A 14,332-nucleotide genomic window follows, 5' to 3' on the forward strand; every position below is an offset into this window, starting at 1 on the left:
AGAGAAAGAGAAGAAGCCATGAGCCTCACCGCCGAGAAGACCGCGGTCGTCGGGCGCGTCGCGCGCGTCACCGGGCCGGTCGTCGACATCGAGTTCCCGCATGATTCCATCCCCGACATCTACAACGCGCTGAAGACGACGATCGTGATCGGCGACGAGTCGACGGAGATCACGCTCGAGGTTGCGCAGCACCTCGGGGACGACCTCGTCCGCGCCATCGCTCTGAGGCCGACGGACGGCATCGTCCGCGGCCAGGAGGTGCGCGACACCGGCGAGCAGATCACCGTTCCCGTCGGTGACGTCACCAAGGGCCGCGTGTTCAACGTGACCGGTGACATCCTCAACGCCGAGCCCGGCGAGAAGATCGAGATCACCGAGCGCTGGCCCATCCACCGCAAGGCGCCGAACTTCGACCAGCTCGAGTCCAAGACCCAGATGTTCGAGACCGGCATCAAGGTCATCGACCTGCTGACGCCCTACGTGCTCGGCGGCAAGATCGGCCTGTTCGGCGGTGCCGGCGTGGGTAAGACCGTGCTCATCCAGGAGATGATCCAGCGCGTCGCGCAGGACCACGGTGGTGTGTCGGTGTTCGCCGGGGTGGGCGAGCGCACCCGTGAGGGCAACGACCTCATCTCCGAGATGGAGGAGGCGGGTGTCTTCGACAAGACCGCCCTCGTCTTCGGCCAGATGGACGAGCCGCCGGGGACGCGTCTTCGTGTCGCCCTGTCGGCGCTGACGATGGCGGAGTACTTCCGCGACGTGCAGAACCAGGACGTCCTGCTCTTCATCGACAACATCTTCCGCTTCACGCAGGCCGGTTCCGAGGTCTCCACGCTGCTGGGTCGCATGCCCTCCGCGGTGGGGTACCAGCCGAACCTGGCCGACGAGATGGGCGTCCTCCAGGAGCGCATCACCTCGACGCGCGGCCACTCGATCACGTCGCTCCAGGCCATCTACGTCCCGGCCGACGACTACACCGACCCGGCGCCGGCGACCACGTTCGCGCACCTCGACGCCACGACGGAGCTCTCGCGCGAGATCGCGTCGAAGGGCCTCTACCCGGCCGTGGACCCGCTGAGCTCGACCAGCCGCATCCTCGACCCGCGCTACATCGGTGAGGACCACTACCGCGTGGCCACCTCGGTGAAGCAGATCCTGCAGAAGAACAAGGAGCTGCAGGAGATCATCGCGATCCTTGGTGTCGACGAGCTGAGCGAAGAGGACAAGATCGTCGTGTCCCGTGCACGCCGCATCCAGCAGTTCCTCTCGCAGAACACGTACATGGCGAAGAAGTTCACCGGTGTCGAGGGCTCGACGGTTCCCATCAAGGAGACCATCGAGTCGTTCGACGCCATCGTCAAGGGCGACTACGACCACGTCGCTGAGCAGGCGTTCTTCAACGTCGGCGGCATCGCCGACGTCGAGGCCAAGTGGGCGCAGATCCAGAAGGAGAACGGCTGACATGCCGCTCCAGGTGCACCTCGTCTCGGCCGACGCCGAGGTGTGGACGGGTGAAGCCTCACTCGTGGTGGCCAAGACCGTCGAGGGCGAGATCGGCTTCATGTCCGGTCACGAGCCCGTGCTCGCGATCCTCGCCGAGGGCCAGGTGCGCATCACGCGTGCCGACGGCTCGAAGGTGATCGCGAACGCGCAGGACGGCTTCCTGTCGATGGAGGGCGACGACCTCACGATCGTCGCGGGCAACGCCGCACTCGTTTCGTAGCATCAGTCACCGAGAAACCACATCCCGGACGAGACGCACCGCCGCGCGCGGCGTCTCATCCGGGGTGTGGTTTCTCGCATGGGAGGGGTAAGGGCGGATGCTGATCCTGCTGCCGCCGTCCGAGACGAAGCGCCCGGGCGGGCGCGGGGCCGGTCTCGACCTGGACGTGCTCGCGCTGCCGACGCTGCGCGGACAGCGCGAGCAGGTGGTGGATGCGCTCATCGCGCTGTCGGCCGACGCGGACGAGGCGGCGCGCGTGCTGAAGCTCAGCGCGCGCCGGCGGGGTGAAGTCGCCGTCAACGCCGCCGTGCGGCAGAGCCCGACGCTTCCCGCGGTGGACCGCTACACCGGAGTGCTCTACGACGCGCTCGGGGCGGGAACCCTCGATGCGCCGTCCCGGAGGTGGCTCGGCGAGTACGTCCTCATCCACTCCGCGCCGTTCGGGCCCGTGGGCGCTCTCGATCCCATTCCCGCCTACCGCCTGGCGGCCGGTGCGGCGCTGCCCGGAGTGGCGCCGCTGCGTCGGCATTGGGCCGATGCCGTGACCGCCGCCCTCGCCGAGGCTTCGCCCCGGTTCATCCTGGACCTGCGTTCCGAGGCCTACGTGGCACTGGGCCCGGTTCCCGCCGGTGCCGACGCGGTCTACGTGCGCGTCGTGACCGACACGGGTGACGGCCTCGCTCGGGCGCTCAACCACTTCAACAAGCACGCCAAGGGAGCCCTCGTGCGCGCGCTGGCCGCCGATCGGCCGCGCATCTCCTCGCCCGACGCCTTCCTGCGGTGGGCCGCGGGGTCGGGGCTCCTCCTCCGACCTGGCCGGGCGGGAGAGATCGACCTGGTGGTGTGAGTGCGGTGTTCTGCGGCCGCGCGCGTCGCAGCCGTCGGAGAATCCTCCGTTCGCTAGCATGACGAACGCGGGGATCCCCGCGTCGCTCGCGACGTCAAACCCTTCGGAAGGACTTCCGTGTACAACGACACCTCGGGCGGAGCGCTCATCGCGCTGCTCTTCGCCTTCTTCTTCATCTGGCTGATCCTCGTCGCGGCCTACTATGTGGTCTCCTCGATCTTCTTCGCCAAGATCTTCGCGAAGGCGGGCGTTGAGGGCGGCTGGCGCGCATGGGTTCCGGTGTATCGCGAGATGATCTTCGTGAAGCTGGGCGACCTCAATCCCTGGTGGCTTCTCGTGCTCATCGGCGCGGGCTTCGTGCTGAACGTCATCCCGTACCTCGGTCCGATCCTCGGTGGGATCCCCGCCCTCGCCGCGTTCGTGTACGTCATGCTCGCGGCCTACCGCGTGCAGATGAAGCTCGGCAAAGAAACTGCGTGGCTCATCCTCGCGGTGTTCCTGTGGATCGTGTGGCTCGGCATCATGGCCTTCGACAAGTCGCGCTGGAACACCGCCTTCGCCCCGGCCCCGTGGGCGAACAGCTTCCTGGCCGACACCACCGCGTGGCAGGGCGTGCCGGTGCAGGCAGGTCGCGCCGGATACGCCCCTCCCGCCGCGCCGGGCTACCCGGCTCCGGGCGTCTACCCGCCGCCGCCGGCCGGCTACACCCCGCCGCCCGCCGGCTACCCGGCGCCCGGAGGCCCGGCGTCCCCGCCGCCGGCGGGCCAGACCCCGCCGCCGGCCCCGCAGCAGCCCCCGGCAGCTCCCCCGGCCCCGCCCACGGAGGAGCCGCCGGCTCCGCCGCGCGTCTGAGCGCACGCACTGCAGAGAGCCCCCGCCGTCGGCGGGGGCTCTCTGCGTCCGGATGCGACGTTGCTGAGCCGATGGGGATGGTGCCGCGGGATGACCTCAGCCGTCCATTAGGATGGCAGGACGTCGCACGGGTTCAGCGCGGCGACCGCTCTCGGCAACCGGAGGATGTGGCGTGCCCCAGGTGACGACCAGCACCCGCTCCGTCCGCGTTCAGGACGCCACGATCGAGCTGTCGTGGGCGGAGGTCACCGACACCGGGCGTCGACGCGAGGCCAATCAGGACGCCGTCCTCACCAGTTACCCGCTGTTCGTCGTGGCCGACGGCATGGGCGGGCACGTCGGCGGCGAGATCGCCAGCGCGAGCACGGTCGACCGCCTCCGCGGGATGGTGGACGACGGCACGGTCACCCCGAAGGCCATCGAGAAAGCCCTCGTGCGCGCGGTCAAAGACATCCTGTCCCACCCGGAGACCACCGATGAGGGCACCGGCACCACGCTGACCGGCCTGTTCCTGGACACATCGCAGCATCCGCCGCACTGGGTCACCTTGAACATCGGCGACTCGCGCGTGTATCTCCTGCGGGATGGTGATCTCGTCCAGATCACCACGGATCATTCCGTCGTGCAGGAACTCGTCGCTGCCGGCCGCCTCAGCCCCGAAGAGGCAGAGAACCACCCGTACGGCAACGTCATCACCCGTGCGGTCGGTCCGACCGAGAGCGTGAAGCCGGACTACGTGCGCCTGGACGTCATCGATGGGGACCGCTTCGTGGTCTGCTCCGACGGGCTGACCAAGGAGCTCACCGACTACGGCATCCGGCACTTCCTCGAGGAGAATCCCGACCCCGCCGACGCCGTCGAGGCGATGCTCGCGGCGGCGCTGGAGAACGGCGGACGCGACAACGTCACGATCGTCGTGCTCGACGTGCACCGCGACGCCGGCTGAGAATCCTCCTCCCCAGCCGGGCCGCTCCCGCGGTTGTCCCCTGTCTGGTCCCGCCGGGCCCCGTGACGTCGGGGCGCGCGGTGCACTGAGGTCATGAGCACCGCCGGGTTCGTGTCCCTCTCCGCTTCGCGAGAGAGCGACGCGCCCGCCCTGTCGCTGCCGGCACGACCACCACGGCCCTCCCGCCCGCCCGTGCCGTGGCTGGCCTCCTCCGTTCCCGTCGTCGGTGCGCTCGGTTTCTGGGCCTTCACCGGGTCGGTGTTCGCGCTGTGGTTCGCGCTCCTCGGGCCCGTCATCGCGGTCGCGGGGGTCGCCGACGGGATGCGGACGGCCCGCCGCGAACGTCGCGCCGGTGACAGGGAGGCGGCCGAGGCCCGAGACCGCGTGGGCGGGGAGGTCGAGGAGCGGCACGCGGCCGAGCGTGCCGCGCTGGCCATGCGCCACCCCGACGTCGCCGGGTATCTCGCGCGGCCGGAGCAGATCTGGCGGGCGGGAGCCGAGCGATCGGGGCGGGTGGCGGTGGGGCGGGGCGCGCTGCCCAGCCGGACCCGCGTGTCGACAGCGGGCGCGCACCCCGACGACCTCCGCCTCGCGCAGGCTGCTCGCATCCTGGCCGACGCGCCCGTTCCCGTCGTCCTGGGCAGCGGATGCGCCGTGGTCGGACCCGATGCGCTGGCTCACGCCGTGATGCGGTCGCTGCTGCTGCAGGTGGCGATGGTGCACCCGCCGGGCGAGGTCGAGATCGAGGCGCTGGAGGAGGGTGAGAGGTGGGTCGAGAACCTCCCGCACGCCGGAAGGCCCGGCGCCCGCCGGGTGGTGTGGGCGCGCCAGGGGGGAGTGCTCCCGGACGCGGACGTCGTGATGCTGTGCACGCGGCCGGGGGAGCCGGTTCCTCCGCGCTGCGGTGTGGTCGTGACCATGACGGGGCCCGGGAGTGCACGCGTGGAGATCGGTGTCGAGGCGCACGAGATCGAGGTCGAGGCGCTGGGCGCCGCCCAGGCGGCGCTGGTCGCACGCGACCTCGCCGAGCGGCACGCGGCCGGTAGCTCAGCCGCCGACGATGCCGGGCCCGTGCCGCTGTCGGCTCTCCGGCCTCCGATGCGCGAGCGCTCCCGCGACGGCCTCCCTGTCACGATCGGGGTCGCCACCGGCACGCCGTACGAGGTGGATCTGGTGCGCCACGGCCCCCACGCGGTGGTGACCGGGATGACCGGTGCCGGCAAGAGCGAGCTGCTGGTCACGTGGGTGACCGCACTGTGCGCGCGATACACGACGGCCGATGTCACCTTCCTCCTCGCCGACTTCAAGGGCGGGACGGCGTTCGAGCCCCTCGCGAGGCTGCCGCACGTGACCGGTGTCATCACCGACCTGGATGCCCGCAGCGCGGGGCGGGCCATCGACAGCCTCCGCGCGGAGATCCGACACCGGGAGGGCGTGCTGGCCGGGGCGGGGGAGCGAGACGTGGGCGCGGTCGACCTGCCGCGCCTCGTCGTCATCGTGGACGAGTTCGCCGCGCTGCGCGAAGCCCATCCCGACCTGGAGCCGCTCTTCGCCGACCTCGCGGCCCGGGGGCGAGCCCTCGGCATCCACCTCATCCTCGGCACCCAACGCGTCGGGGGCGTCGTGCGTGACGCGCTCCTGGCCAACTGCGGCCTGCGGATCAGCCTGCGCGTGGCCGACCCGTACGACAGCACAGCCGTCGTCGGGACGCCCGACGCCGCCTCCCTTCCCGGCGGGCCCGAGGCGCGCGGCCTCGCCGTGATCCGCCGCGGACCCGACACGCGGGCCGCCCGCGTGCGCATCGCCCTGTCCGGTCCCGCCGACGTCAGCGCCGCCGTCGACGGGGCCGGGCTCCTGCCCCGCGCCAGCTGGCTGCCGGAGCTGCCGACGACGATCCCCCTCGACGAGGTGCGGACGCCGCTTCCCGGTATCGTGCTCGGTCTCCGCGACGAGCCCGACCACCAGCGCCAGGAGGCCGCGCTCCTACCCCGGGACGGCCGGGGCCTCCTCGTCGTGGGAGGACCGGCGTCGGGGAAGACCACGTCCCTTCGCACGATTGCCGCGCAGGTGGCCACCGCGCTCTGGGTGGGAGCCGACCCCGAGCACGCCTGGGATGTACTCTCGACGGCTGCGCTTCATCCGCCGGCGCCGGGGACGGCCGTCTTCCTCGACGACCTCGACGCCCTGGCCGGGCGGTTGCCGGACGAGTACGCGAGGGCGGCCGCCGAGGCGGTGGAGCGTCTCATCCGCGATGGGGGGAGGCTGGGAATCCAGGTCTTCGCCGCCGCGCAGCGCCTGACCGGCGTCGCCGGGCGGGTCGCCGACCTCTTCCCGAGCCGACTGGTGCTCGGCACGCCCAGTCGCGCCGAGCATGTGGCGGCCGGTGGGATGGCCGCCGACTACGTGGTGTCGGCGCCTCCGGGACGGGGGGTGATCGAGCGTCGGGTCGTGCAGGTGGCCGTTGCCCCCGACGCGACGGCACCGGGTGCTCCGTCGGCTCTGCCGCTGTGGCATCCGCCCGTGGGAGTCTCCGGTTTCGTCACCCGCCGCGGAACGACACAACCGCTCGAGCGGTGGGAGCGCAGCGGGGTGCGCCTGCGCGCCGTGGACGCCACCGACGATCCCGCCGTACCCGAGCCCGGGGGCCGGGTGCTCCTGGTGGGCGACCCGGAGCAGTGGGCCGTCCGTCCGCGGCTGCTGGAGCGGATGCGGTCGGACTCCGCGCTCGTGATCGACGCGGCCTGCGCGCGCGACGTGCGGCTGCTCACGGGGGATCGCGATCTTCCCCCGTACGCCGCGCCGCACCAGGGCCGCGCGTGGGAGTTCGCGGCGGGGCGGCCACCGCGCCGCGTGGCGGTGACCCCGTCGCCCGGCCCGTAATGGTCGGTGGTGCGCCGCCCGCCGGGCGCCGCCGCCTCTTCTGGGCGCTCAGGAGACACGCCGAGCGGGAGCCCTCAACGGCGCCGGCCGGCCTCCTGAACGGCGAGGCCGGGTCATGCCAGGACATCGCCGAGGGATGCGGCGGGCAGCGCGTGGGCCGCGGCCACCCCCGGGTTCACCACCGCGCCGCCGGCGATGTTCAGCCCGGCCGCCAGGGCGGGGTCGGCGCGCAGCGCCTCCTTCCACCCCCGAGCGGCGATCTGCCGCACGTAGGGGAGGGTCACGTTCGTCAGAGCCGAGGTCGAGGTGTTCGGCACGGCGCCGGGCATGTTGGCGACGCAGTACAACACCGACCCGTGCACGGCGAAGGTGGGATCGGCATGCGTGGTCGGGCGGGTGTCGGCGAAGCATCCGCCCTGATCGACCGCGATGTCCACGAGCACACTTCCCGGACGCATCCGCGACACGGTCTCGTTCGAGACGAGCTTGGGCGCGCGGGCTCCGGGGATGAGGACGGACCCGATGACGAGGTCGGAGTCGACCACCGCGCGCTCGAGGTCGAGGGGGTTGGACGCGGCCGTGCGGATGCGGCCCTGGAAATGATCATCGAGGTAGCGCAGACGCTGGACATTGGTGTCGAACACGGTCACCTGAGCGCCGAGGCCCACAGCGACCACCGTGGCGTTCGCCCCGGCCACGCCCCCGCCGATGACCGTCACCTGCGCCGGCCGCGTGCCGGGGACTCCCGACATGAGGAGGCCCAGTCCCCCCTGGGAGCGCAGCAGCGTGTGTGCGCCCACCATCGGCGCGAGCCGGCCGGCGACCTCGCTCATCGGTGCGAGCAGCGGCAGGCCACCCCCGGGGAGTTGGACGGTCTCGTACGCGATGGCGGTCACGCCGTCGGCGAGGAGGCGTTCGGTGAGGGGGCGATCGGCGGCCAGGTGCAGGTACGTGAAGACGACGAGGTCGTCGCGGAAGTACCCGTACTCGCTGGCGATCGGCTCTTTGACCTTGAGCAGCAGCTCCGCCCGCGCCCACACGTCGGCGGCGCTTTCCAGAAGAACCGCGCCGGCCTCCTGGTAGTCGGCATCGCTCATCGCCGACCCCCGGCCGGCGCCGCGCTGGACGAACACGTCGTGCCCGCCTGTGACCAGGTCGTGCACTCCGGAGGGCGTCAGGGCGACCCGGTACTCGTGGTCCTTCACCTCGCTCGGTACGCAGATCCTCATCCGATCCACCTTTCCGCGCAGCCGGGTGGGCCGCGCCTCAGAACGCAGGGCGGATCGCCCCGACGTCCTTCCCGCCGCCGGAGACCGACAGGGGAAGCCTGGCCATCGCATCCGCGACATCTGCGGGGGCGAGGGCTCCCGCGCGTTCGAGGAGGCGGAGCGCGACGGCGGATGCGGCGCGGCCGCTGCCGTCGAGGATCTTCAGCGCGACCGTGGTGCCGTCGGGGGCCACCATGACCATCGCGCCTTCTGCCCCGCCCTTGGCGAACACGCCGAGGCGCTCGATGACGACGGTGTCGGGGCGACCGGGGCCGTCGATCGTCCACGGGTTCTCACGGACGGCGCGGACGAGGGCGCCCGCGTTGCGGTGCAGGGCGAAGGGTGAGCGCTCGGACGAGGTTCCGACCCGCTGGATGGCCCGGGCAAGCCCCGCCAGTGTCATCGCGTACACCGGTGCGCCGCATCCGTCGATCGCCGTCGCCGTCGTCCTCTCCCCGGTGAGGCGCTCGATGACCTCCCGGATGTGCACCTGCAGCGGGTGGGCGGGATCGAGGTACCCCGCGGTATCCCAGCCGCTCGTGACGCACGTGAGCAGCATGGCGGCGTGCTTTCCGGAGCAGTTCATCCGGATGCGCGCCGGCTGGGCATGGTCGCGGATCATCTCGTCGCGCGTGGCGGTGTCGGAGGGCCAGGCCGGGGGGCAGCCCAGGTCGTCCTCGCCGAGTCCGGCCGCGGCGAGGATCTCGCGCACGACCGCGACGTGCCGATCGGTGCCGGTGTGGCTGGCCGTGGCCAGGCCCAGCATCTGCCCCTCCAGCGGAGCGCCGGCGGTCAGGCAGCCCAGGGCCTGGAACGGCTTCATGCTGGAGCGCGGGAGGATGCTCGCGCTGACGTCGCCGAGTCGTTCGGCGACGGTGCCGTCGGGGGCCAAGACGATCGCGGCACCGGAGTGTCGCGATTCGACGAAGCCGTTGCGCTCGACTGTGGCGAGGTCGACGGATGCGGCGGAGGTCAACGGCACGCTCCCACACTATCCGCGGATGTCGGGCCCGCGGGGCGACTCACGATGGAAGACTGACCGGATGACGGCTGAGCATTCCTATCGGGTCCACGCCACGTGGACGGGCGACCGCGGCACGGGAACGAGCGGCTACCGCGACTACGACCGGTCCGTCACGATCGGCGTCGAGGGCAAGCCCGATCTCCTCGCTTCCGCCGACAAGCCATTCCGCGGCGACCCGAGCCGGTGGGACCCCGAGGACCTCCTGGTGGCGGCGCTCGTGGAGTGCCACCTGCTGTCCTACCTCCACGCGTGCACGTCGGCCGGGGTGGTCGTCGTCGGCTACGAGGACGAGGCCACCGGCACGATGGTCGTGGAGGGGATGAGTGGCCGCTTCCTCGAGGTCGTGCTGCATCCCCGCGTCGTGGTCGCCGACGAGTCCATGGTGGAGGCGGCGACCGCGGCCCATCGCGACGCGCACGAGTGGTGTTTCATCGCCAACTCTGTGAACTTCCCGGTGCGCCACGAGCCCACCGTCACCGTCGCCGACCGGACCCCGTAACCTCGGAGACCGCGAGAATCCAGGCCGGGACAGTGGATTCTCGCGGTCTCCGGTGGGGCGGGTCAGATCACGTCGGCGTCGACCCAGTCCATCGACTTCGTCACGGCCTTCTTCCACAGCCGCAGCTGACGCTCGCGCTCGTCGGAGTCCATGTTCGGCTCCCAGCGCTTGTCCTCCTGCCAGTTCGCACGCAGGTCGTCCAGGTTGTCCCAGAAACCCACCGCGAGGCCCGCGGCATACGCGGCGCCGAGGGCGGTGGTCTCCGCCACCACCGGCCGCACCACGGCCACCCCGAGGATGTCGGCCTGGAACTGCATGAGCGCGTCGTTGGCGGTCATGCCGCCGTCGACCTTGAGCTCGGTGAGGTCGACGCCGGAGTCGGCGTTGACCGCCTCCAGCACCTCGCGGGTCTGGAACGCGGTCGCCTCCAGCGCTGCGCGGGCGATGTGGTTCTTGTTGACGTAGCGCGTCATCCCGACGATCGCCCCGCGGGCATCGGCTCGCCAGTACGGCGCGAACAGGCCCGAGAACGCCGGCACGAAGTACACGCCACCGTTGTCCTCGACGGCCTCGGCGAGCTTCTCCACCTCGGGAGCGGAGCTGATGATCCCGAGCTGGTCGCGGAGCCACTGGATGAGCGACCCCGTGACGGCGATCGAGCCCTCCAGTGCGTAGTGCGCCGGCCCGTCGCCGAGCTTGTAGCCGAGGGTGGTCAGCAGACCGTTCTTGGAGTGGACGATCTCCTCACCGGTGTTGAAGATGAGGAAGTTGCCCGTGCCGTAGGTGTTCTTGCTCTCGCCCGGATCGTAGGCCGCCTGCCCGAAGGTGGCCGCCTGCTGGTCGCCGAGGATGCCGGCAACCGGCGTCTCGCGCAGCAGCGACGACGGCTCCGCCTTGCCGTACACCTCCGAGGAGGACCGGATCTCCGGCATCATCGAGCGCGGCACGCCGAAGATCTCGAGGATGTCATCGCGCCACTGCAGCGTCTCGAGATCCATGAAGAGGGTGCGGCTGGCATTGGTCACGTCGGTGGCGTGGACGCCCCCCTCGGTGCCGCCGGTGAGGTTCCACAGCACCCACGAGTCGGTCGTCCCGAAGAGGAGATCGCCGGACTCGGCCTTCGCGCGCGCTCCCTCGACGTTCTCGAGGATCCACACGATCTTCGTGCCGGAGAAGTACGTCGCCAGCGGGAGGCCGACGATGTCCTTGAAGCGGTCAGCGCCGCCGTCCTCGGCGAGGCGGTCCACGATCGACTGCGTGCGGGTGTCCTGCCACACGATGGCGTTGTACACCGGCCTGCCCGTGTTCTTGTCCCACACCACCGCGGTCTCGCGCTGGTTGGTGATGCCGATCGCGGCGATGTCGTGGCGGGTCACGTCGGCGCGGCTGAGGGCCAGGCCGATCACTTCCTGCGTGTTGCGCCAGATCTCGGCGGGGTCGTGTTCGACCCACCCCGCCTTCGGGAAGATCTGCTCGTGCTCCTTCTGCCCGATCGAGACGACGGTTCCTTTGCGGTCGAAGATCATCGCGCGGGTTGAGGTGGTGCCCTGATCGATGGCGAGAACGTAGTCGGCCATGGTGTGACTTCCTTGTCTGTGAGTGGTGGCGAGGAAAAGAGGTGGGGCACTGCGGGCGGCGCCCGCGGCCTCAGCCGAGGCCGAGAAGCAGCGGTGCCAGGAGCGCGGCGATCGCGGCTCCGATGAGCGGCCCCACGACCGGCACCCAGGAGTAGGCCCAGTCGCTGGACCCCTTGCCCTTGATGGGGAGGATGGCGTGGGCGATGCGGGGACCGAGGTCGCGCGCCGGGTTGATGGCGTAGCCCGTGGGGCCACCGAGGGATGCGCCGATCCCGACCACGAGCAGTGCGACGGGAACGGCCGACAACGGGCCGAGGGCACCGGGCGTCCCGATCTCGACGTCGCCGTAGTCGGCGAAGGCGAAGATGACGAACAGGAGCACGAAGGTGCCGATGATCTCGGTGGCGAGGTTCCAGCCGTAGGAGCGCATCGCCGGGCCGGTGGAGAAGACTGCGAGCTTCAGTGCCGGGTCGGGCTCCTCGTCGAAATGCTGCTTGTAGGCGACCCACGCGAGAACCGCGCCCAGGAACGCGCCGATCAGCTGCGCCGCGACCGCCACGAGGAACATGAGGCCGTCGATCGTGCCGGCGATGAGCAGCGCCAGCGACACGGCGGGGTTGATCATCGCGCCGGAGTATGCCGAGACGAGCACGCCGGCGAAAACCGCCAGGCCCCAGCCCCAGTTGATCAGCAGCCAGCCACCGCCGTTGCCCTTGGTTCGGGCGAGGACGACGTTGGCGACCACGCCGGCACCGAGAAGCAGAAGCATCGCGGTGCCGACCAGTTCAGACAGGAAATACAGACCCAGATTGACGTCTTGCATGTCGACATTGACCTTTCAGAGAAGTCCCGCGTGCGCAGCGATGCGCGACTGCGGGGGCCGTGGAATGTCAGGCTAGAGATCGGGTTGCCGGCGGGCGCCGGACGTCTCACATGTGCGCGGTTCCGACCTCCTCGAACTCGACGCGATGCGCGGTGCGCAGGATCTCCACCGTGCGCGCGACCTCGTGGTCACGCCGCTCCGCATCCCAGCCGAGGACGTCGGAGACGGCGTCGGCGACTTCACGGAGAGTCTGAGGGGTCATGCCGCCGACGAACGCGATCGAGGTGCGGCGCAGGAGCAGGTCGATGAGATGGACGACCTGCTCGGTCCCGGCCAGGTGCGCCAACTCCTCGCGGTAGTACCCCGGGGCGTGCTCGAGCGCGGCGGCGTCGACGGGGATGGCCGTGAGCACGTCGGCAGCTCGCGTGCCGTAGCGCGTCAGCATCCGGTCGGCCAGCTCCGCGGAGTGCCCCGCGGCGTTCTGCCGGATCCACTGGCGCCGTTCGGCGTCGGTGCGCGGGAAGCCCTCGCCGCCGCCGATCGCGAGACCCACGGTGCTCACGCGGTGCCGACGGCCGAGGGTCTCCATCGTCCGGGTGCTCAGGTGTTCGGCCAGCGCGCGGAACGTGGTCCACTTGCCGCCGACGAGGCTGAGGATGGGGATCCCCTGAAGGGTGTCGTCGACGATGCGGTAGTCGCGCGACACGAAGCCCGGCGCCGTGTCGTCGTGACGGGGCAGCGGGCGGATCCCGGAGAAGGTGTACACGATCTGCGACCGGTCCACGACGATGTCGGGATACACCTGCTTGACGAGGTCGAAGAAGTAGTCGATCTCCTCGTCGGTGGTGACCACGGGTTCGGCCGGGTCGGCGTCGATGTCGGTCGTGCCCACCAGGACCCGTCCCTTGAGGGGGTAGATCAGGACGATCCGCCCGTCCGACGCCTCGAAGAAGATCTCCCGGCCCCTCGTCGCGGCCAAGAGCTCCGGGTGGTCCAGCACGATGTGCGAGCCCTTCGTGCCGCCCATGAACCGGGTCGGCATCCCGAGTGCATCGTTGGTGAGGTCGGTCCACGGGCCGCTGGCGTTGACGACGACCTTGGCCCGGATGGAGAATTCCTCGCCGGTCACCTCGTCGCGCAGCAGCACCGCGCCGCCGGCCATACCCGCGGCTGCGACATAGTTGACCGCCAGTGCACGGGGGCCGCCGGCTTCACGTCCATCGTGCAGCACGTCCAGCGCGAGGCGCTCGGGGTCCCACATCGAGGCGTCGTAGTAGGTCGCGGTGTACTTGACGTCGGGGTTCATCGCGGGGAACTCCGCGAGCGACTTCTTCCGTCCGTGGAAGCGGTGGCGGGGGACCGTGCCGCCGCCGCGCGAGAACGTGTCGTAGATCATCAGGCCGGTCTTGATCAACAGCGCACCCCGCTCGCGCGGCTTCCCGCGCCCGTGCGTGACGAGCAGGCGGAAGGGCGCCGAGAGGATGCCGGAGAGCGTCTTGAAGATCGGGATCGTGGTCTCCAACGGACGCACGTAGTGCGGCGCGGTCCGCAGCAGCGCATTGCGCTCGGTGACCGCCTCCTGCACGAGCCGGAATTCGCCGTTCTCGAGGTAGCGGATGCCGCCGTGCACCATGTGGCTCGAGGCGGATGAGGCCCCGGAGACGAAGTCGCCACGATCGATGAGAGCGATATCGACCCCCTGCAGGGCCAGATCGCGGAAGGCCGCGATGCCGTTGATGCCTCCGCCCACCACGAGGATGTCGACCTCGCCGCGCTCGCGGAGAGCCTGAACATCGGGGCGGGAGGGGGGAGTCGACATCGAAGACACGGGTCCGACCTTTCGTGTGGTGCGTCCTACCAGGGTGCCCCCCGGTTGAACGTAGTTGCAAGCAG

At 70.7% G+C, this 14,332-nt stretch carries 12 protein-coding genes; 7 read left to right on the plus strand and 5 right to left on the minus strand.

The genetic code is table 11. The annotated features are described in order from the left end of the window. The first annotated feature begins 18 nt into the window (after nucleotides 1-18). From atpD to AC2DFQ_RS00720, 6 genes are all read left to right on the plus strand, one after another. Nucleotides 19-1,461 (plus strand): F0F1 ATP synthase subunit beta, encoded by a 1,443-nt coding sequence (gene atpD, locus AC2DFQ_RS00695; RefSeq protein ID WP_484509752.1) that lies wholly within the window; start codon nucleotides 19-21, stop codon nucleotides 1,459-1,461. A 1-nt stretch (nucleotide 1,462) separates the two neighbouring features. Next, nucleotides 1,463-1,723 carry a F0F1 ATP synthase subunit epsilon gene (locus AC2DFQ_RS00700; RefSeq protein ID WP_484509751.1) on the plus strand — a complete coding sequence of 87 codons (261 nt, stop codon included), beginning with the start codon at nucleotides 1,463-1,465 and terminating at the stop codon, nucleotides 1,721-1,723. Between the two features lie 97 nt (nucleotides 1,724-1,820). Continuing rightward, a complete protein-coding gene (locus AC2DFQ_RS00705; RefSeq protein ID WP_484532626.1) occupies nucleotides 1,821-2,570 on the plus strand; it encodes a YaaA family protein in 750 nt (249 codons plus the stop codon). Nucleotides 2,571-2,687: 117 nt separating this feature from the next. After that, entirely contained in the window at nucleotides 2,688-3,422 is a 735-nt protein-coding gene (locus tag AC2DFQ_RS00710) for a DUF5684 domain-containing protein (RefSeq protein WP_484532627.1), read from the plus strand. A gap of 172 nt (nucleotides 3,423-3,594) precedes the next feature. Then, the gene (locus tag AC2DFQ_RS00715; protein WP_484509748.1) at nucleotides 3,595-4,368 is read left to right on the plus strand and encodes a PP2C family protein-serine/threonine phosphatase; all 774 of its coding nucleotides are present in this window, start codon (nucleotides 3,595-3,597) and stop codon (nucleotides 4,366-4,368) included. A 93-nt stretch (nucleotides 4,369-4,461) separates the two neighbouring features. Then, nucleotides 4,462-7,248 carry an FtsK/SpoIIIE domain-containing protein gene (locus AC2DFQ_RS00720; protein WP_484532628.1) on the plus strand — a complete coding sequence of 929 codons (2,787 nt, stop codon included), beginning with the start codon at nucleotides 4,462-4,464 and terminating at the stop codon, nucleotides 7,246-7,248. Between the two features lie 113 nt (nucleotides 7,249-7,361). On the opposite strand, the gene ald is transcribed toward AC2DFQ_RS00720, so the two are convergent. Together ald and AC2DFQ_RS00730 are read right to left on the minus strand one after the other, a co-directional pair. Further along, complete coding sequence (gene ald / locus AC2DFQ_RS00725; protein ID WP_484532629.1) at nucleotides 7,362-8,477, minus strand: alanine dehydrogenase; 1,116 nt, start codon at nucleotides 8,475-8,477, stop codon at nucleotides 7,362-7,364. 37 nt (nucleotides 8,478-8,514) lie between these two features. After that, complete coding sequence (locus AC2DFQ_RS00730) at nucleotides 8,515-9,498, minus strand: asparaginase (protein ID WP_484532630.1); 984 nt, start codon at nucleotides 9,496-9,498, stop codon at nucleotides 8,515-8,517. Between the two features lie 61 nt (nucleotides 9,499-9,559). Here AC2DFQ_RS00730 and AC2DFQ_RS00735 point away from each other — a divergent pair, with 61 nt between their 5' ends. Continuing rightward, nucleotides 9,560-10,039, plus strand: coding sequence for an OsmC family protein (locus tag AC2DFQ_RS00735; protein ID WP_484532631.1), 480 nt, complete (start codon nucleotides 9,560-9,562; stop codon nucleotides 10,037-10,039). 62 nt (nucleotides 10,040-10,101) lie between these two features. Here the strand turns inward: AC2DFQ_RS00735 and glpK are convergent, their stop codons facing one another. From glpK to AC2DFQ_RS00750, 3 genes are all read right to left on the minus strand, one after another. Then, nucleotides 10,102-11,616: a glycerol kinase GlpK gene (glpK, locus tag AC2DFQ_RS00740; protein ID WP_484509743.1), complete on the minus strand. Its 1,515-nt coding sequence runs from the start codon at nucleotides 11,614-11,616 to the stop codon at nucleotides 10,102-10,104. 70 nt (nucleotides 11,617-11,686) lie between these two features. Continuing rightward, nucleotides 11,687-12,439: an MIP/aquaporin family protein gene (locus AC2DFQ_RS00745; protein ID WP_484509742.1), complete on the minus strand. Its 753-nt coding sequence runs from the start codon at nucleotides 12,437-12,439 to the stop codon at nucleotides 11,687-11,689. A gap of 106 nt (nucleotides 12,440-12,545) precedes the next feature. Beyond that, nucleotides 12,546-14,258 (minus strand): glycerol-3-phosphate dehydrogenase/oxidase, encoded by a 1,713-nt coding sequence (locus AC2DFQ_RS00750; RefSeq protein ID WP_484509741.1) that lies wholly within the window; start codon nucleotides 14,256-14,258, stop codon nucleotides 12,546-12,548. Nucleotides 14,259-14,332 lie beyond the last annotated feature (74 nt).

It is taken from the genome of Microbacterium sp. Z11_20, assembly GCF_057197605.1.

Bases quoted from the DNA above. Each gene is read 5' to 3' on its own strand.
- ald (WP_484532629.1), bottom strand. From the start codon at position 8,477: ATGAGGATCTGCGTACCGAGCGAGGTGAAGGACCACGAGTACCGGGTC.
- AC2DFQ_RS00720 (WP_484532628.1), top strand. From the start codon at position 4,462: ATGAGCACCGCCGGGTTCGTGTCCCTCTCCGCTTCGCGAGAGAGCGAC.
- glpK (WP_484509743.1), bottom strand. From the start codon at position 11,616: ATGGCCGACTACGTTCTCGCCATCGATCAGGGCACCACCTCAACCCGC.
- atpD (WP_484509752.1), top strand. From the start codon at position 19: ATGAGCCTCACCGCCGAGAAGACCGCGGTCGTCGGGCGCGTCGCGCGC.
- AC2DFQ_RS00745 (WP_484509742.1), bottom strand. From the start codon at position 12,439: ATGCAAGACGTCAATCTGGGTCTGTATTTCCTGTCTGAACTGGTCGGC.
- AC2DFQ_RS00705 (WP_484532626.1), top strand. From the start codon at position 1,821: ATGCTGATCCTGCTGCCGCCGTCCGAGACGAAGCGCCCGGGCGGGCGC.
- AC2DFQ_RS00735 (WP_484532631.1), top strand. From the start codon at position 9,560: ATGACGGCTGAGCATTCCTATCGGGTCCACGCCACGTGGACGGGCGAC.
- AC2DFQ_RS00750 (WP_484509741.1), bottom strand. From the start codon at position 14,258: ATGTCGACTCCCCCCTCCCGCCCCGATGTTCAGGCTCTCCGCGAGCGC.
- AC2DFQ_RS00700 (WP_484509751.1), top strand. From the start codon at position 1,463: ATGCCGCTCCAGGTGCACCTCGTCTCGGCCGACGCCGAGGTGTGGACG.